Here is a 17,173-nt window from a genome sequence, read left to right as displayed (position 1 = left end):
GTGTCTCAATTTGAATAGAAAGCATTGATACGTGTTTAACGACGCCAGAAGGCGGGTGTAAATAGCACAAGTACCGTGAAAATTTCCAAGCGGCCCAGCAGCATCGCGAGCACCAAAATCCACTTGGCTAGGCTGGGCAAGTCGCCGTAATGGCTGCTAGCTTCGCCTAGTGCTGGGCCTAAATTATTTAGTGCAGAGCCAACGGTTGACCAAGCGGTAACTTGGTCAACACCTGTTGCCATAACGCCCACCAGCATCAAGAAAAATAGCATGACGTAGGCTGAGAAAAAGCCCCATACCGCCTGGGCGATGCTGTCGGGAACACTAACCTTGCCCACTTTAACGGCAATGACTGCATTGGGGTGAATAAGGCGCATGACTTCACGCATACCCTGCTTCAAGATCAGAATAATGCGGATTACTTTCATGCCGCCCGCCGTCGAACCGGAACAACCACCTACAAAGGCGGCGACAAATAACAGAAACGGTAACGCACCTGGCCAGCCTGAAAAGTCGGCAACTGCAAATCCTGCAGTGGTGGCGACAGAGACAACTTCAAATAGCGCGTGTCTAAGACCTTCAACATCGTCGTAGGTGTCCGTGAGCCACAAAGTAATCACGGTGATCGTGGTTAACCCAGCAAGAAATATCATTAAAAAGCGCGCTTCAGGGTCCTGAAAGTAGTGCAGCAAGCGCTTTTCACGCCAAGCAATAAAGTGCAGGCTAAAGCTGAATGCTGAGATCAGCATAAAGCCAACGCAAATCAGCTCAATGGCGGCACTGTCAAAGTAGCCGATGCTGGCGTCATAGGTCGAAAATCCGCCAATAGCGACGGTCGAAAAGCTGTGTCCCAAGGCATCGAACCAGCTCATCCCCGCCAACATGTAAGCGACCATACAGGCCAGCGTTAGCGTTGCGTAGATGTACCACAGTGCTTTAGCGGTTTCGGTAATTCGCGGCGTCAGCTTTGAATCCTTTAGCGGCCCAGGAATTTCAGTACGGTACAGGGCCATTCCCCCGACACCCAAGGTGGGCAAAATGGCCACCGCTAACACTACAATCCCCATGCCGCCTAACCACTGCAACTGCTGGCGATAGTAAAGAATGGATTCTGGCAGAAAATCGATGCCAGTAATGACGGTTGCACCAGTCGTGGTGAGTCCGGAAAACGATTCAAATACTGCATCGGTGACACCGAGCGAGCCTTCACCAAACAGCATCAGTGGTAGCGAGCCGAAGAGTGCCAGTACGGTCCAAAACATGGCCGCAATAATAAAACCGTCGCGAATCCGTAGCTCTTTATGGGCGCGGCGATTGGGTAGGAAAAGCAGTAAGCCCGTTATCACTGAAATGGCGATGCCGCTCATAAAAGCGTGCCAAACACCGTCGCGAAACCAAAGCGATATCAGCATGGGTGGCAACATGGTGAGGCTAAATAGCATCAACAGTAGCCCTAAAATGCGTAGTATGACCCGCAAACTCATAGCAGTGGTTGCCTCATAGCGGTGGCCTGTTTTCTTGAAGAGCGTTGCCTAGAAGGCCATTGCCTAGAAGAACGTTAATCCCACTTGGAACAGCCGCTCCACGTCACGAATGCGCCGCTTATCAATCACGAATAGAATGACGTGGTCGCCGCTTTCTACCATCACATCCCCATGGCCAATCATGACCTCTTTGCCTCGCACAATGGCACCAATGGTGGTGCCTTCAGGCAGATTGATCTCAGCAATGGTCCGGCCCACCACTTTGGACGACTGCTTATCACCGTGGGCGATCGCCTCGATGGCTTCCGCAGCGCCACGGCGCAGTGAGTGCACGTTGACAATATCGCCCCGGCGGACGTGGGTAAGCAGGCTGCCGATGGTTGCTTGCTGGGGGGAAATGGCGATATCGATTTCGCCCCCCTGAACCAAGTCCACGTAGGCAGCGTTGTTAATCAGCGTCAGTACCTTCTTGGCGCCCAAGCGTTTGGCCAGCAGCGACGACATAATATTGACCTCGTCGTCGTTGGTCAGAGCACAAAAGATATCGCAGTCTTCGATGTTCTCTTCTTCCAGCAGCCGCTTGCTGGTGGCGCTGCCGTGTAGCACCACCGTTCGGTCAAGCCGCTCGGAAAGCGCAGTACAGCGCTCTAAACTGTGCTCGATAATCTTGACCTGATGGCTGTGCTCCAGGTGTTCGGCTAAACGTTCACCGATATTGCCCCCACCGGCAATCACCACCCGCCGGAAATCCCGTTCAACGCGGCGTAGTTCGCTCATTACCGCGCGAATATCACGCCGTGCCGCCAGGAAAAACACCTCGTCGTCGGCTTCAATCACCGTATCGCCACGGGGAATAATCGGTCGGTTGCGGCGATAAATTGCCGCCACGCGTGTTTCCACATTGGGCATGTGCTTGGCTAAAAAGGCTAAATCCTGTCCCACCAACGGGCCACCATAGAACGCCTTGACCGCCACTAACTGCACCAAACCACCGGCAAATTCCAACACCTGCAGCGCACCCGGGTGCTCAATCAGGCGGCGAACATGATCCGTAACCACTTGTTCAGGGCTGATCAGTACATCAATAGGGATCGCTTCGTGGGCAAACAGCCCCTTACGGGTGAGGTAGGCGGTTGAGCGTACGCGGGCAATTTTGGTAGGCGTGCGAAACAGGGTATGGGCGACTTGGCAGGCGATCATGTTGATTTCATCGGTGTTGGTCACCGCAATCAACATATCGGCGTCTTCACAGCCCGCCTGACGCAGCACAATGGGATACGAAGCCGCGCCCGTCACGGTGCGAATATCCAGTTTAGTGTGCAGCTCGCGCAGTTTCGCGCCGTCGGTATCGACGACAGTAATATCGTTTTCCTCGCGGGCAAGGTGCTCCGCTAGGGTGCCGCCGACCTGGCCGGCGCCGAGAATGATGATTTTCATTGCTAAGCATCGGTTCCGTTGTAAGCGCCAGCGCGTTCTCGGCAAGAGATATGTGCGCTGCAATAAAGACGGCGGCCAGTGTAAACCAGCCGCCGTTGAAAAGCAGGTAGGGATTACTCGAGTGTGAAGCCAACTTTTATCGTGACCTGCCAGTGAGCGACACGGCCGTCCTCGATATGGCCACGAGTGTCGGTGACTTCGAACCAGCGTAAGTTATGAATGGTTTCTGATGCTTTGGCGAGGGCACTTTGCACAGCTTCTTCAATTCCCTTTTCAGAAGAACCGGTTAGCTCGATATGCTTATAAGTGTGAGTACTCATAGTGTCTCCATCCTTGTCATCGGTTCACCACCCCGGTAGGGGCGGTATATTAAGCAGTACGCTTCTCTAGTCTGGCATAAAAAAAGCCATCATGACTGCTTTGCGCGGGAAACAGTTGACGTCCTTGGCCACTCGGTTCGCCCCAGGCTACGTCATTTGGCGTGGTGACTTCTGCATCGGGCGTGCGGTCAAGAAATGCCTTGATTTGCTCAGCGTTTTCCTCGGGCAGCACTGAACAGGTGGCGTATAGCAAGGTACCGCCTGGGCGGAGTAGTGGCCAAAGATTATCCAGCAGTTGGCGCTGTAGCTTAGCGAGCTGGCGAATATCCTCTTTACGGCGCAGTTTTTTAATGTCGGGGTGACGACGAATAACGCCCGTGCCAGAACAGGGCGCATCAAGCAAAATCGCGTCGAAAGGCGCGCCGTCCCACCAGTCTTGCTGGGTAGCATCAGCGTGCTGCAGTTCTGCCGTTAAGCCTAGGCGGTTCAGTGTATCGTCTACACGGCCTAGGCGCTGGTTGTCGCTATCAATGGCCGTCAGAGCAATATCAAACTGCTCTAATAGGTGGGCAGTTTTACCGCCAGGCGCACAGCAAGCATCGAGAACGTGGGCGCCTGGGCGGGGGGCTAATGCAGGCCCTAACAGTGCGGCAGAAAGCTGAGCCGCTTCGTCTTGGACGCTGACATGACCTTCTTCAAAGCCGGGAAGTATGGAGACATCACAGGGTGCATCCAAGGTAATGCCATCCGGCGCGTGTAGGCATAGGTGCCCACTTAACCCCTGCTCAGTCAGCTGTTGTAAATAGGCTTCACGGTCGTTGTGGTGCTGATTGACTCTCAGCGTCATGGGGCCTGGTTCATTGTTCGCTGCGGCAATGGCGCGCCACTGTTCAGGCCAAGCGCTGCGTAACGCATTAAGCAGCCAGGGCGGGTGCTCCAGGGCAACGCTCTCATCTAGGTCAACGGCGGCTTGAAGCGCTTCGGATTCACGCTGGAGGCGGCGCAGGCAGCCGTTAAGCACTCGGGTAGCCCACTCTTTGCCTAGCAGGCGAGCGGCGCCAGCGGTTTCGCCAACCGCTGCGTGGGCCGGAATACGCATATAAAGCAGCTGGTAGATGCCCACCAGTAACAAGGCGTGAACATCACTATCGCGCTTTTTAAAAGACTGCTTGAGCAGTGTTCTGGCCAACGCTTCCAGGCGCGGCAAGCGTCGGCAGGTACCGTAACATAGCTCTTTTAACAGGCTGCGATCGCGGGCAATCACACTGTGCTCATCTAGCCCGGCCAGTGAGCCTTGGTCAGTCAAAACAGGGACTAGTGCGCGGGCGGCCGCGGCGCGAACTTCCTGGCCGCTGCCGCCTTTGGGTGGGCGATTCTGGCTCATTCACTAACTCCTTGATGAGCGGCGGCGTGCCCAAGGCGTGCGCCGACGGTAAGCGGGGTTTGACGGGCGTTAAGCAGGTCGCGCACGGCCATCGCTTTACCACCAGGTAACTGGGCATGGCTAACGCACAGTACTTCTTGGCCTTGCTCGCCACAGGCAATGCGTAGGTGATCCTCGCCATGTTGGAGTAGTGTGCCGGGCGTAGTGGGAGGCTGTTCACCTGGTTCAACACTGGCCATCAACAAACGTAAGCGATCATTGCCTAACGTGCACCAAGCCACTGGCCACGGGTTAAACGCACGGATTTTGCGCGCCAGTTGTTCAGCGGGCTGATGAAAGTCCAGCTCGGCTTCCGCCTTGCTGAGCTTGGCGGCGTAGGTGACGCCCTCGTCAGGCTGAGGTGTTGCTTTTAAATCGTTGCTGTCCAGCGCATCCAGCACGTTAATCAGCGCATTCGCCCCTTGAATGGCCAGCCGATCATGCAAGTCTCCGCCCGTGGTGCGCGAGGTGATCGGCGTACGAACTTCATACAGCATCTCACCGGTATCCAGGCCCGCATCCATTTGCATAATGGTAACGCCTGATGCGCTATCACCGGCTTCAATGGCGCGTTGGATAGGGGCGGCACCTCGCCAGCGTGGTAGCAGCGATGCGTGCACGTTGATGCAGCCTAAACGGGGAATGTCGAGCACGGCCTGTGGTAGTAAGAGCCCGTAAGCAACGACAACCATTACGTCGGCATTCAATGCTGCTAATTCCGCTTGGGCATCAGTGCCTTTTAAGCTGACGGGCTGGTAGACAGGTAGCCCATGCTCAACAGCGAGCTGCTTGACGGGGCTGGGGGTGAGCTTGCGCCCGCGGCCTGCTGGGCGGTCAGGTTGAGTATAGACCGCTACCACTTGATGCTGACTTTCGAGCACGGCAGCAAGGCTTGAAGCGGCGAAATCCGGCGTGCCAGCAAAAACAACGCGCAACTGTGACATGGTGATGACTACCTAGCATTGAAGGGGGAAAGTAATCGTGTGCCGTGGGGGAAACAAATAAAGGCCGAGAAGCAACGCTACAACGCACCAGGAATAACATTCTGTGCGCTTGCAGCGTGTCAGCTCGGCCAGCAATAACACGGCGTAGGTCGGTTTATGCGTCGTGTAATAGCTTGTGGCGTTTCTGCATCTTTTTCATCACTCGGTCACGCTTTAGGGGTGATAAGTAGTCAACAAAAAGCACGCCTTCCAAATGGTCATACTCATGCTGAATGCAGTGGGCTAATAAACCATCGGCCTCTAACTCGTAGGGCTCACCACTACGATCTAGCGCGTTCAGCTTTACTTTTAAATAACGCGGTACTTCCGCGTAGTATTCCGGAATGGATAGGCAGCCTTCAGAAAGCGGCTCTTTTTCGTCACCAATCGGCTCGTAGCGCGGATTAATAAGTACGAGCGGCTGCGAGTTATCGTCGCTGACATCCATTACTACGACACGTCGATGAACATCGATTTGTGTCGCTGCAAGGCCGATGCCGCGCGCGTCGTACATGGTCTCCAACATATCGTCGACGAGCTGGCGGACCTCATCGTCAACGGTTTCCACCGGTGCAGCCTTGGTGCGCAGGCGCTCGTCGGGGAATTCGAGAATAGGAAGTTTGGCCATGGCGTTACAATCACCGTTATGCTGAGTCTTTAATATGAGCAGGCCTTGCCACCTGTGTTGGCAGACCTAAGTGCTTTACTATCGGCCACTATATCATGCTGTAAGCGTTCCTGGGCACGTACAACGCCATGCAGCTCCCCTCAACGGCTTCACCCATAACTGACAAGAGAGCACAGGATGGTGGTGAAAAGGGCAGTGGCGAAAAGGTTTCTTTATTATAGCGCGTCGTTGGCATGTTTGACGCTTATGACGACCGCCGCATTGGCGTGGGAATCTCCGCAGCGGGTGGTAAAGCTTTCTCCCCAAATGCGCGCCGTTCCTCAGCAACAGGCAATGGCGCCGCTGCCGATGGAAACGATTCAGGCGTTTTTGCGAGAGCATCGCGTCGTAGAACCAGGCGCGCCTATACGGGAACTGGCCTACGTCGTGGGCGGTGAGAATCGACGCTTGATGAGTGGCGCAGGCGATATGCTGTATGCGCGCGGCGTACTACCGTCCAGCGCGCGTTTAGGTATTTATCGTCCGGGCGAGCGTTATGTTTCCGCTGAGGGTACTCCGTTAGGTACGGAGTTAATCAATATTGGCGAAGCGCGCCAGCTCAGCAGAGAGGGAGAGATTGCCCGCCTAGAAGTACTTAGCGCCTACCAGGAGGTGCGTAATAACGATATTTTGCTGCCGCTTGATGCCCCGTTGTTTGAATCTCAGTCGTCAGAAAGTAGTTTTCAGCCTCGTTTACCGTTGAACGATGTCGCAGGCCAGATTATTGCGGTACCAGGCGGAGTGCGCTTTATTGGACGCTTACAAATAGTGGCACTGGATATTGGTACTCAGGATGGCTTGCAGCCCGGTCATGTATTACATGTTGGCCAGCAGGGCGAACTTGTTAATGACCCGCGTAGCCAGGAGCTTCTGCAACTTCCCGCCACTGAGGCGGGAAGCGTCATGGTGGTAAAGCCGTATAGCCTGATGAGCTATGCGTTGGTGATGCAGGCATCGAACGTTTTAGCGGTTGGAGACCGGGTACACACGCCGATACGCTAAACACCATACAACTAACAGGGGATAGGTATGGATGCCAAGGAGTGGCTAGTGGTGAATGAGCTACCGGGTATGGGGGCGCTTCGCACCGCAGCGCTGGCCGCCAAACAGCCTCAATGGCCCCATGGCTGGCTTGCTGGGCTGCCCAGCAATGCCGCGAGTGCGCTGCGGCTTTGGTTGGCGCAGCCAGAGCGAAGCCCGTTGCAGCAGGCAGTCGACCATACCTTCGCATGGCTGGCGGCCGCGCCTAATCGCCATTTGCTCCATCGCAATCATCCCGCATGGCCTGAGTTGCTCGATCAATTGCCGGACCCACCTGTGGTGCTGTGGGCACAAGGTGATCTTAGTGCACTAGATGGCCCAAAACTGGCTATGGTGGGCACTCGGCGTCCCACTGCTGAAGGAAGCGGTAATGCTCAGGCGTTTGCCAGAGAGCTTGTTAATCGCGGCTGGTGCATCGTCAGCGGTATGGCTCTCGGGGTTGATGGTGTCGCACAGCGTGCAGCGTTAGCAGCAGGTGGGCAGTCGATTGCAGTGCTTGGCTGTGGCGTTGATGTCATTTATCCGCCCCGTCACCGTGATTTACATGAGCAGCTAAGTAGCGTGCCAGGAGGCTTGTTATTATCCGAGCATCCGCCAGGAACCGTTGCTCGGCCAGCCTTCTTTCCTCGACGGAACCGAATTGTGACCGGCCTTTCATTAGGTACGTTAGTGGTCGAAGCGACTGAGAAGAGCGGCTCATTGGTAAGCGCACGATTAGCCCTTGAGCAAGACCGTGAGCTGTTTGCACTGCCTGGGTCGCTACATAACGTGCAGGCTCGTGGTTGCCTGCAGTTATTACGTAGCGGTGCGACGCTGGTGCGTCATGTGGACGATATTTTAGAAGAGTTGCAGCACTGGGCTGAACGCTATATGCCAACCGGTCCACGTGCTATCGCTGACAACGTAAGCCTTGATTTGCCTATCGAAAACGATGAGCCCAAGGACAATCTACTAAGCGCGCTGGGCGCAACGCCAACGCCAATTGATATATTGGTTCAGAGCGCGGGCCTTACGGTCAGTGAATGCCAACAACGGTTATTGATGCTGGAACTTGATGGCAAAGTGGCGCAGCAAGCGGGCGGCTGGGTGCGTTTAGCGCGGCCATGGTAGGATGTAAGTAACCGTTTTTCATCTACTGAAGATGTAACAATCTCAGGTGATGAGGGGCCGCGTTTGTAACGAGGAGCATCTATGAAATCGGCTGTTGAGGTTAAAGAGGCGGTACGAGCATTAAAAGAGGGGGGCGTTATCGCCTGCCCCACCGAAGCAGTCTGGGGGCTGAGCTGTGACCCAGATAACGATGAAGCGTTAGCGCATTTGATGCGTATGAAAGAGCGTGATCCAGCCAAAGGGGTGATTCTTGTTGCTGCGAATATTCAGCAATTTCAGCCTTGGCTAAACCAACTGCCCGTTGCGCTGCATGCACCCTTAGCGGCCAGCTGGCCTGGCCCTAATACCTGGCTAGTGCCTGACAATGGCCGTAGTCACGGTCTAGTGCGCGGTGCCCATCAAAGTGTGGCTCTGCGGGTGACCGACCATCCGCTGATGAAGGCGCTCTGTGAGGCCTTTGGTGGCCCGCTCGTCTCTACCTCCGCTAATCGCGCGGGCGACCCACCCGCCATGAGCGCTGACGAAGTCGCGTCCATTTTCGGTGAGGAGGTCGCCGCGATTGTCGCGGGTGAGCTTGGAGGAAACGCAAAGCCCAGCACTATCAAAGACCTGGTGACGGGCAAAGTAATGCGTTCATAGCGAAGCGCCTTGAGCTGTCTCTGCCGTTGACTACTTACCAATCACACTTATACCCAACCTCTTTGGAGTTACTGTGGCTCACGAGCACCTAGACGACGTTAAACATTACCTTCTGGATCTACAGGAGCGGTTGTGCGCCGGGCTTGCCGCTGCTGATGGAAAAGCGACATTTAAAGAAGATAGCTGGCAGCGTGAAGAAGGCGGTGGCGGACGTTCAAGGGTCATCGAAGAAGGCGCTGTTTTCGAAAAAGGTGGTGTTAATTTCTCGCATGTTTACGGGGCTCAGTTGCCCCCCTCGGCGACGGCTGCACGACCGGAACTAGCCGGACGCAGCTTTCATGCGGTGGGTGTTTCCTGGGTGCTCCATCCTGAAAATCCTAATGTGCCGACAAGTCATGGAAACGTGCGCTTTTTTATCGCTGAAAAACAGGGTGAGGCGCCGGTATGGTGGTTTGGTGGCGGCTTTGATCTAACGCCTTACTACCCGGTGTTTGAAGATGTTGTGCACTGGCATCGGGTTGCCCAGGCTGCCTGTATGCCATTTGGCGAAGAGGTATATCCGCGCTACAAAGCGTGGTGCGATGAGTATTTCTATCTTAAGCATCGCGACGAGACACGTGGTGTTGGTGGGCTGTTTTTCGATGATTTAAATGAAGGCAGTTTCGACGACTGTTTTGCTTTTCAGCGTGCGGTGGGCGATAGCTTTCTGGACGCCTACGTACCGATTGTAGAGCGCCGTAAGGGTGATGCCTGGGGTGAAAAAGAGCGTGATTTTCAGCTTTATCGCCGCGGCCGCTATGTAGAATTTAACTTAGTGTGGGATAGGGGCACTCTGTTTGGCTTGCAAAGCGGCGGGCGCACCGAATCCATCTTGATGTCGATGCCGCCGCTAGCCCGTTGGGAGTACGCATTTACACCGCCCGAGGGCAGCCGAGAGGCTAAATTGCACGACTACTTGGTACCACGCGACTGGCTAGCCGAAGCCACCCAGTTGGGTAAAGTGTAAGGAGCCTGTATGACCGACCGTTACTGCGTGTTTGGAAACCCGATTAAGCACTCTAAGTCGCCATTAATTCACGAAGAGTTTGCTAGCCAAACTCAGCAACCTATGACCTATACCGCCGAACTTGCACCGGTGGAAGGTTTTGCCAGTGCCTGGCGAGAGTTTGTGGCAGCGGGTGGCCGAGGGGCGAACGTGACCGTCCCGTTCAAAGGCGATGCCTTTGCGCTGTGCGATACCCTGAGCCACCGTGCCAAGCGTGCTCAGGCAGTGAATACACTAATTGTCGGCGGCAATGGCCGTACTTACGGTGACACCACGGATGGCATTGGACTTGTGCGTGACCTTGGATACCATCACGTACCCATTAAGGATAAACGCGTGCTGGTGATCGGTGCCGGTGGTGCAGTGCGTGGCGTGCTTGAGCCGTTGCTTGCCGAGCAACCTCGTGACGTTGTTATCGTCAATCGAACGGCGGAAAAAGCCGTCCAATTAGCAGACGCATTTGCCGACTTAGGCACTCTTCATGGCGGTGGATTTGAGACGTTAGAAGGCCAGTTTGATTTGGTGATCAATGGCACTAGTGCCAGTCTTTCTGGTGATTTGCCGCCGCTGCCGGATAACTTATTTAACCAGGGTGCTTGGGCCTACGACATGATGTATGGCTCGGAACCCACGGTGTTTTTGCAGTGGGCAGGGCCACGCGGCGCCAAGTTGCTCGATGGCCTGGGTATGCTGGTTGAACAAGCTGCTGAATCTTTCTTTTTATGGCGTAACGTGCGGCCCGCAACAGCCCCGGTGCGTACACTATTAAGGCAATCGTTGAACGTCGCCAGTGACTAGCTAGCTTTCGATTGCTCAACAAAGAAAAGGCAGCCATTGCGGCTGCCTTTATTGGTTAATGCTGGTTGTTCTCGCGTGTTTAGCGAGATTTGGTGTAAAAGCCAATCATGCACATAACAAGACCAACCACAGAGACCAGCATGCCACCGTTGACCAGCAGCGGTGAGCGTTCAAGCCACGATACAAAGGGCTGCGGCGTGTCACGGCACGCATTTGTCAGGTAGTCCCAGTGCCCCCCGTCGAGCTGGCAAGCGCGTACGTCACCAAGCTCCCAGAAATAGACGCCGAGTAACACTAAAATCGGCAAGACAAGCAGCAATAAACCAAGTCGAATCATTCAAACCTCAATATTAAGGTGCCTAGGGGCGTGGGCAGTTGGGGGTGCGGCCGTTATTGCGTGCCTGCTCGTAGCTTGCCATGGCGTTATTCATGCTGGCTTGAAGCCCTTCGATACGCTGGCCTTCACTTGGGTGCGTCGACATCCAGGCGGGCGGAGCGCCACCGCCGGAGGCCGCCTGCATATTTTCCCAAACGGTAACGCTTTCTCGTGGGTCAAAACCTGCCTGAGCCATCAACTGGAGACCGATAACGTCGGCTTCACTTTCGTGGCGACGGGAGAATGGCAGCGCAATTCCGTATTCCGCTCCCATCCCCAGTACCCCCATTAGCTGTTGGCCACCAGGAGTTTGCATGCCTGAGGTGCTGGCAAGCACCGATAAACCAAGTGACGTTGCGCTTTTTGTTGAGGCGCGTTCGTTGGCATGATTCGCAATGACGTGACCAATTTCGTGGCCGACAACCGAGGCAAGCTGGTTTTGATTGGTGGCGATATCAAGCATGCCCGTATTCACACCCATGTAGCCACCGGGCAGCGCAAAGGCGTTGGGCTGTTCAGATTCAAAGACACGGATTTGCCAATCAAGATTACGCTGTTCGGCTGGCAATACTTCTACAATGGCATCTGCGATGCACTGTACATAGCGGTGGCTTGCCTGACCTGCGGTGGGAATATCTTGTTGATACTGCGCAAAGGCTTGCTGGCCCATTTGATTAAGCTGATCATCTGAAAGCAGCAGCAACTGAGAGCGGCCGGTAGGTGACGTGGAGCATGCTGCGACAGAAGCACACAGTGCGGTAACAGCCAGGGGGCGAAGCCAGCGCATAAGCGGTTTCCTTATAGACGAGTAGGGATCTTTGCACACAAGATAACCACTGTCAGTGGTAAATCAACTCATATCATAACGCACTCTGAGGACAATCATGGATGCTGAATTGAGCCAACGCTTAACGCGGTTGCTGGACCACGTAGAACATTGGTTGCCGCCTGCACCGATCCAGGTGGATTGGGACAAGCATGTGGCGGCTATTTGGCAGCGTCATCCGTTAGGTGGGCGATTGGTTCCCGTGCCACCACGCGACACGATGACTCTGGATGACCTGTTAGGCATCGAGCGTCAAAAATTAGCGTTAGTCGATAACACCCGTGCATTTTTGCAGGGGCTACCCGCCAACCATGGTTTGCTGTGGGGATCACGTGGCAGCGGGAAATCATCGGTGATTCGTGCGCTGCTTAACTCGTTGGCGAATGATGGGCTGCGCTTGATTCAAGTGGATCGCCACGATTTGGGTAGTCTGCCGATATTGGTAGAACAACTGCGCGATACGCCGCATCGTTTCGTGGTGTATTGCGACGATCTTTCATTTGAAGGTAATGATGATGCTTACAAGGCGCTAAAAAGCGTCTTAGACGGCGCCTTAACGGGGCCGCCGGAAAACGTCTTGTTGTATGCCACTTCTAACCGCCGCCATTTACTGCCGGAATCCATGGACGACAATAGCGGTACGCGTCTCGTGGGTGAAGAGCTACATCACGGTGACGCTGTTGAGGAAAAGATCTCGTTGTCGGATCGCTTCGGCTTATGGTTAGGTTTTCATCCTTTCAGCCAAGCGACTTACTTAGAGGTCTGTGAGCACTGGGTGGCTCGTATTGGTGATAAGCAGGATTGGAGCGAGGCCGCACGGGCAGAAGCGGTTCGTTTTGCAACACTAAGAGGAGGGCGTAGTGGCCGAACGGCTTGGCAGTTTGCAGCCCAGTGGGTGGGCCGCAAACGGCTTCATGGAGGAAGTCGTCAGGCTTAACGCACAGGCGTTAACTGGCCGTCGGCGCCTACGTTCAGGCGAATGGTCGGCGTTAAAAGCCCTGCAGGTAATGTCATACCCAGTCCACGCAGGTCTCCTGGCGTGATAGAAAGCTCACTGCCAGGCGGTAGTGAGCCCTGGGTGGCTAACTGACTGGCGAGTTCTAGCATTGGCATCATGCGCTGGGTGTCGGTAGCCAGGATGTCAAACGATACCGGTAGACGTAACGTTGAGTCTGCCCCTGATGTTAGTGTTACATCCTCTTGATATTGGCCTTGCACTGGATCGACCCCCGGCATATCGAGCATCCAACGGAAACCCGACATCTCAACAGCGGGCATACCGGTAGGTAATCCAAGGCCCATCGCTAAGGTGGCCTGAACGGGCAAGCTGCCAGCGCCAAGGCTAGACGCAAGCAAACTTGTCAGGTCGCTAGTATCAAGCCCTGCTTGCACGTTATAAGGGCCAATACGCACCTCTTCAATGCCCAGCGATGTGACCGCCAAGCGAAAGGCAAATAAGCCTGTTTGGGGCAGGGCAAGGCAACCTGCTAGCAAGCTTGCCATCAGCAGCAAGAGCAAGCCGCGCCCGCGTTTAATTGCGTAGTGCATTAATAATATCTCTCCTAAGAAGGGCAAAGGTTCAGAGGTGCAAAATGTCAGAGAGGCGATTGCCGAAAAACGCGGCTATTTGAGGGCTAGTGCGGATAGCAGTCAAGCAAAATTACTCGATAATGGGGGCCATCAACCAAAACGCCTGCTGATGAAGGTCAGCAGGCGTTTGGTAGATTAATGAGCTAGCATTAACGGCGGCTTTTACGTGCTTCTTTAGTACGGTTGAGCTCGCGTTTTTTGGCTTTCTCTTTATCGCTTGCCCCTGCCATGTGGTCAAACGGATTGCTGCCTGAACGGAACTCAAAGCGCATTGGCGTACCGCGAACCTTCAACACTTTACGGAAGGTGTTGGTTAGATAGCGGCGATAGGCTTCCGGCAGTGATTCAGTCTGATTACCATGCACTACGATGATGGGCGGGTTGCTACCACCTTGGTGTGCCATGCGCAGTTTGATACGCCGACCGTTAACCATGGGCGGCGGGTGCTGGCTGACCGCATCTTGAAGCAGAGTGGTCAATCGGTTGGTCGACCAGTGAGCGTTCGCGGCATTGAAAGCTCGTTCGATCGAAGGATAAAGGTCACCCACAGCGGTGCCGTGTAGGGCGGAGATAAAATGCATCTCGGCATACTCAGCAAAGCCCAGGCGGCGCTTAATTTCTGCGCGCATTTTCTCTTTTGCGTCGCTTTCCAGTCCATCCCACTTATTGATGGCCAGCACCAGCGCGCGGCCAGTGGTTAGCACGTAATCAAGCAGGTGGAGATCTTGCTCAACTAAACCGCTGCGCGCATCGAGTACCATCACGGCGACGTGACACTCTTTGATCGCATCCAGGGTTTTGATAATGGAAAACTTTTCAGCAATCTCGCGCACGTTCTTACGCCGCCGAATACCCGCAGTATCAACCAATACGTAGGGCTTACCACGACGCTCGAACGGGATTTCAATCGCATCGCGGGTAGTGCCCGCCTCATCGAATACAACAACGCGCTCTTCGCCCAACAGCCGATTAACCAATGTGGATTTACCCACGTTGGGACGGCCAATAACACCGATACGAATGCCTTTGGTGCCCGTGTCCCCAGGAATACTAGGATCGCGTTCTGGAAACGGCTCCAACACTGTGTCAATGAGCAGTGAGACATTGCGGCCATGGGCGGCAGCAATCGGCCATGGGTCGCCAAGCCCTAAAGTCCAGAAGTCGGCCATGGCCGAATGCTCTTCCAAACCATCGGTTTTGTTGACCACCAGCCAGGTTTTTTTCTGATTAACGCGCAGATGGTTCGCAATGGCTTCATCAGCCACGTTAAGCCCTGCGCGCGCGTCTACTAGAAACAGTACAATATCGGCTTCATCAATGGCGGCCAGGGACTGCTCGGCCATTGCCGCATCAATCCCTTCTTCGTCACCGCTGATGCCGCCGGTATCAATCACCGTATACGCTTTGCCGCCTAGCATTCCGTTCCCGTATTTACGGTCTCGGGTAAGGCCAGGAAAGTCCGCTACGAGCGCATCGCGTGAGCGGGTTAGGCGGTTAAACAACGTCGATTTGCCCACATTGGGCCGACCGACTAAAGCAATGACGGGTGTCATGGGGTTACTTCCAGGGTTTCCAGGCGACCATTATTGGCCTGGACATGAATGGTGCTGCCTTCAGTGGCAGGACGCACGCTAATGCCAGATTTGTGCACGCGCGTACGGCCTACTAACGTGCCTTCGCGGGCATCAAGTAGATGAACGTAGCCTTCGAAGTCACCGACGACCACGCGGCCATCTGCAAACGCAGGTGCTGTTAACCGGCGGTCTTCCAAGTCATCGTTACGCCACACTTCCTGTCCGTTGTCGGCATTCAGGCCAACGACGTGGCTATCATCAGTGACCACTAGCAGAATGTTACCTACCAAAATAGGCGTATGGCGGCTAGATAAGTTGCTTTCCCATAGAACGCCACCGCGGGTTGCTTCTAAAGCGACAACGCTACCGTTATAGCTAGTAACGAAAAGTCGACCATCAGGCGTTACTACCGGCTGACCGGCAAGATCAACCAACCTGTCGACGTCGCTACGTCCGCGGGGAGTAGCAATTTGTAACTCCCACAGTGGTTGGCCATTGCGGTTGTCTAATGTTGCTAGTCGTCCGTTAGCAAAGCCAACAAAGCTTACAGGATCAATGACCATTGGCGTGCCGGTACCACGAAGGGTGAGCGACGGTTGTGAGCTGGCATATACCCAACGCTCCTCGCCAGTGACACGGTCGAGCGCGGTGATTTGGCCGTCAACGCTCTGCACCAGTAGTAGCTGTTGATTCGCTTGAGGTGCTGCCAGCACTTCACTGGAAACCCGTGAGCGCCAATTGACACTACCGTCGCGCTGATCCAGGGAAATAACTTCACCGTTACGGGTGCCTAAATAGACTTGACCTGCAATGGCGTTAAGCGCGCTTGAAATAGGCGTATCCAGCTCGATTTCCCACTCGCGGTTGCCGTTATTGGCGTTAAAGGCGGCGACCAATCCATTGGCATCCGCAGCAAATACGCTGTCGCCTTCACGAGCCGGAGCAATGGGGTAACGGGCACGACCAAGACCATCGCCTACGTCTCTGTCCCATACCTCATTAAGCGTTGAAGTTGCTGTAAAACTACGCAGCTCTTTAGGCGAGTCAGCCGGTTCGCCTTTACTGGCACAGCCTGCTAGCAAGGCGAGTGCCACGGCTCCGACGGTAATGCGCACAGAAGGCTTTGAAAATAGCGATTTGGGAAGACTGGTCATGATCATTGTGTCACCTCTTCGACGCCGAGATCATCAAGCTTGAACTGTACGCCGTAAAGCGGCTGATTCTGGGTTTGAGCCAGTTCTAGCGCAGTTTGCCAAGCGTCTCGCGCTTGTTCTGTTTGGTCTAACGCAGCGTAAGCGTCGCCGCGCACGTTGGCCTGTTGAGCTGCCAGAGCATCGCTAATCGACTTATCTAACAAACTCAGGGCGGCTTGTGGATTGCCGTTTGCAATCTCAATGCGCGCTAATCTCAGCCATGCAAGGCTTTGCACATAGCGGCGAGAGGAGTCGCTAGCCACGTTCTCAAGCGCGCTTTTCGCTGCATCAAGATCACCCTGTTGAACGGCTAAACGTGCTTCCAGCAGCTGTGCTAACTCTGCGTAGAGGGTGTCGCCATGGTCACTGGTGATTTCATCAATGAGCTCACGGGCATTGGCTAACTGATCATCTGCCAAAGTGTTACCAGCGGTCATGTTGACGAGTTGCTGATAACGCACGGAGGCGGCTTCTGCTTGGCCTTCTTGATAGTTTTGCCATGCATTCCAGCCAAACACACCCGCCGCAGCAAGAACAGCCCCTGCTATGAGAGAGGTTCCGTTCTCTTTCCACCAGCGTTTAATTACCTCTAGCTGTTCTTCTTCGCTTCTCAGCTCCGCCACGGGCGGCCTCCTGTTCTTTAGCTCAGCCGCAAGAGCGGCTGGCG

18 protein-coding genes are annotated in these 17,173 nt (G+C 54.8%); 6 read left to right on the top strand and 12 right to left on the bottom strand.

What is annotated here, in order from left to right; translation table 11 throughout:
• Positions 1-35: 35 nt before the first annotated feature.
• The 6 genes from CEK60_RS11600 to def form a co-directional block, all read right to left on the bottom strand.
• On the bottom strand, positions 36-1,484 hold the full coding sequence (locus tag CEK60_RS11600; protein ID WP_089039158.1) for a TrkH family potassium uptake protein: 1,449 nt from the start codon (positions 1,482-1,484) through the stop codon (positions 36-38).
• Between the two features lie 63 nt (positions 1,485-1,547).
• Positions 1,548-2,921: a Trk system potassium transporter TrkA gene (trkA, locus tag CEK60_RS11595; RefSeq protein WP_089039157.1), complete on the bottom strand. Its 1,374-nt coding sequence runs from the start codon at positions 2,919-2,921 to the stop codon at positions 1,548-1,550.
• 113 nt (positions 2,922-3,034) lie between these two features.
• Positions 3,035-3,241 (bottom strand): dodecin, encoded by a 207-nt coding sequence (locus CEK60_RS11590; protein ID WP_038481393.1) that lies wholly within the window; start codon positions 3,239-3,241, stop codon positions 3,035-3,037.
• A gap of 49 nt (positions 3,242-3,290) precedes the next feature.
• Entirely contained in the window at positions 3,291-4,625 is a 1,335-nt protein-coding gene (gene rsmB, locus CEK60_RS11585) for a 16S rRNA (cytosine(967)-C(5))-methyltransferase RsmB (RefSeq protein WP_089039156.1), read from the bottom strand.
• Positions 4,622-5,608: a methionyl-tRNA formyltransferase gene (fmt, locus tag CEK60_RS11580; RefSeq protein WP_089039155.1), complete on the bottom strand. Its 987-nt coding sequence runs from the start codon at positions 5,606-5,608 to the stop codon at positions 4,622-4,624. Before fmt ends, rsmB begins: the two co-directional genes overlap by 4 nt.
• Positions 5,609-5,762: 154 nt before the next feature.
• Entirely contained in the window at positions 5,763-6,275 is a 513-nt protein-coding gene (gene def, locus CEK60_RS11575) for a peptide deformylase (RefSeq protein WP_038481402.1), read from the bottom strand.
• A 177-nt stretch (positions 6,276-6,452) separates the two neighbouring features.
• Between def and CEK60_RS11570 the strand changes: the two genes are divergently transcribed.
• From CEK60_RS11570 to aroE, 5 genes are all read left to right on the top strand, one after another.
• A complete protein-coding gene (locus CEK60_RS11570) occupies positions 6,453-7,316 on the top strand; it encodes a peptidoglycan-binding protein (protein ID WP_089039154.1) in 864 nt (287 codons plus the stop codon).
• 27 nt (positions 7,317-7,343) lie between these two features.
• Complete coding sequence (dprA, locus tag CEK60_RS11565; RefSeq protein WP_089039153.1) at positions 7,344-8,465, top strand: DNA-processing protein DprA; 1,122 nt, start codon at positions 7,344-7,346, stop codon at positions 8,463-8,465.
• A gap of 81 nt (positions 8,466-8,546) precedes the next feature.
• Positions 8,547-9,104 (top strand): L-threonylcarbamoyladenylate synthase, encoded by a 558-nt coding sequence (locus tag CEK60_RS11560; protein ID WP_038481410.1) that lies wholly within the window; start codon positions 8,547-8,549, stop codon positions 9,102-9,104.
• A gap of 73 nt (positions 9,105-9,177) precedes the next feature.
• Positions 9,178-10,110, top strand: a complete 933-nt coding sequence (hemF, locus tag CEK60_RS11555; RefSeq protein WP_089039152.1) for an oxygen-dependent coproporphyrinogen oxidase — start codon at positions 9,178-9,180, stop codon at positions 10,108-10,110.
• Positions 10,111-10,119: 9 nt separating this feature from the next.
• Entirely contained in the window at positions 10,120-10,947 is an 828-nt protein-coding gene (gene aroE, locus CEK60_RS11550; protein WP_089039151.1) for a shikimate dehydrogenase, read from the top strand.
• A 79-nt stretch (positions 10,948-11,026) separates the two neighbouring features.
• On the opposite strand, the gene CEK60_RS11545 is transcribed toward aroE, so the two are convergent.
• Both CEK60_RS11545 and CEK60_RS11540 read right to left on the bottom strand, forming a co-directional pair.
• Positions 11,027-11,284, bottom strand: coding sequence for a hypothetical protein (locus CEK60_RS11545; RefSeq protein WP_038481419.1), 258 nt, complete (start codon positions 11,282-11,284; stop codon positions 11,027-11,029).
• Between the two features lie 22 nt (positions 11,285-11,306).
• Positions 11,307-12,110, bottom strand: a complete 804-nt coding sequence (locus tag CEK60_RS11540; protein ID WP_089039150.1) for a M48 family metallopeptidase — start codon at positions 12,108-12,110, stop codon at positions 11,307-11,309.
• Between the two features lie 97 nt (positions 12,111-12,207).
• Between CEK60_RS11540 and CEK60_RS11535 the strand changes: the two genes are divergently transcribed.
• On the top strand, positions 12,208-13,086 hold the full coding sequence (locus CEK60_RS11535; RefSeq protein ID WP_089039149.1) for an ATP-binding protein: 879 nt from the start codon (positions 12,208-12,210) through the stop codon (positions 13,084-13,086).
• Here CEK60_RS11535 and CEK60_RS11530 read toward each other — a convergent pair.
• The 4 genes from CEK60_RS11530 to CEK60_RS11515 form a co-directional block, all read right to left on the bottom strand.
• The gene (locus CEK60_RS11530) at positions 13,083-13,697 is read right to left on the bottom strand and encodes a hypothetical protein (protein WP_089039148.1); all 615 of its coding nucleotides are present in this window, start codon (positions 13,695-13,697) and stop codon (positions 13,083-13,085) included. The two genes, CEK60_RS11535 and CEK60_RS11530, sit on opposite strands and share 4 nt — an antisense overlap.
• A 191-nt stretch (positions 13,698-13,888) precedes the next feature.
• Entirely contained in the window at positions 13,889-15,292 is a 1,404-nt protein-coding gene (der, locus tag CEK60_RS11525; protein WP_089039147.1) for a ribosome biogenesis GTPase Der, read from the bottom strand.
• Positions 15,289-16,473 (bottom strand): outer membrane protein assembly factor BamB, encoded by a 1,185-nt coding sequence (gene bamB, locus CEK60_RS11520; RefSeq protein ID WP_089039146.1) that lies wholly within the window; start codon positions 16,471-16,473, stop codon positions 15,289-15,291. Before bamB ends, der begins: the two co-directional genes overlap by 4 nt.
• Positions 16,470-17,129, bottom strand: coding sequence for a YfgM family protein (locus CEK60_RS11515; RefSeq protein WP_089039145.1), 660 nt, complete (start codon positions 17,127-17,129; stop codon positions 16,470-16,472). The genes bamB and CEK60_RS11515 overlap by 4 nt, the downstream gene beginning before the upstream one ends.
• Between the last annotated feature and the right edge of the window lie 44 nt (positions 17,130-17,173).

The sequence above is a fragment of the Halomonas sp. N3-2A genome (assembly GCF_002216165.1).
Taxonomy (GTDB): Bacteria; Pseudomonadota; Gammaproteobacteria; order Pseudomonadales; family Halomonadaceae; genus Vreelandella.
This window is presented reverse-complemented; position numbering and strand designations above follow the sequence as displayed.

Coding starts and splice junctions, on each gene's coding strand:
- CEK60_RS11600 (WP_089039158.1), bottom strand. CDS start 1,484: ATGAGTTTGCGGGTCATACTACGCATTTTAGGGCTACTGTTGATGCTA.
- trkA (WP_089039157.1), bottom strand. CDS start 2,921: ATGAAAATCATCATTCTCGGCGCCGGCCAGGTCGGCGGCACCCTAGCG.
- CEK60_RS11590 (WP_038481393.1), bottom strand. CDS start 3,241: ATGAGTACTCACACTTATAAGCATATCGAGCTAACCGGTTCTTCTGAA.
- rsmB (WP_089039156.1), bottom strand. CDS start 4,625: ATGAGCCAGAATCGCCCACCCAAAGGCGGCAGCGGCCAGGAAGTTCGC.
- fmt (WP_089039155.1), bottom strand. CDS start 5,608: ATGTCACAGTTGCGCGTTGTTTTTGCTGGCACGCCGGATTTCGCCGCT.
- def (WP_038481402.1), bottom strand. CDS start 6,275: ATGGCCAAACTTCCTATTCTCGAATTCCCCGACGAGCGCCTGCGCACC.
- CEK60_RS11570 (WP_089039154.1), top strand. CDS start 6,453: ATGGTGGTGAAAAGGGCAGTGGCGAAAAGGTTTCTTTATTATAGCGCG.
- dprA (WP_089039153.1), top strand. CDS start 7,344: ATGGATGCCAAGGAGTGGCTAGTGGTGAATGAGCTACCGGGTATGGGG.
- CEK60_RS11560 (WP_038481410.1), top strand. CDS start 8,547: ATGAAATCGGCTGTTGAGGTTAAAGAGGCGGTACGAGCATTAAAAGAG.
- aroE (WP_089039151.1), top strand. CDS start 10,120: ATGACCGACCGTTACTGCGTGTTTGGAAACCCGATTAAGCACTCTAAG.
- CEK60_RS11545 (WP_038481419.1), bottom strand. CDS start 11,284: ATGATTCGACTTGGTTTATTGCTGCTTGTCTTGCCGATTTTAGTGTTA.
- CEK60_RS11540 (WP_089039150.1), bottom strand. CDS start 12,110: ATGCGCTGGCTTCGCCCCCTGGCTGTTACCGCACTGTGTGCTTCTGTC.
- CEK60_RS11535 (WP_089039149.1), top strand. CDS start 12,208: ATGGATGCTGAATTGAGCCAACGCTTAACGCGGTTGCTGGACCACGTA.
- CEK60_RS11530 (WP_089039148.1), bottom strand. CDS start 13,697: ATGCACTACGCAATTAAACGCGGGCGCGGCTTGCTCTTGCTGCTGATG.
- der (WP_089039147.1), bottom strand. CDS start 15,292: ATGACACCCGTCATTGCTTTAGTCGGTCGGCCCAATGTGGGCAAATCG.
- bamB (WP_089039146.1), bottom strand. CDS start 16,473: ATGATCATGACCAGTCTTCCCAAATCGCTATTTTCAAAGCCTTCTGTG.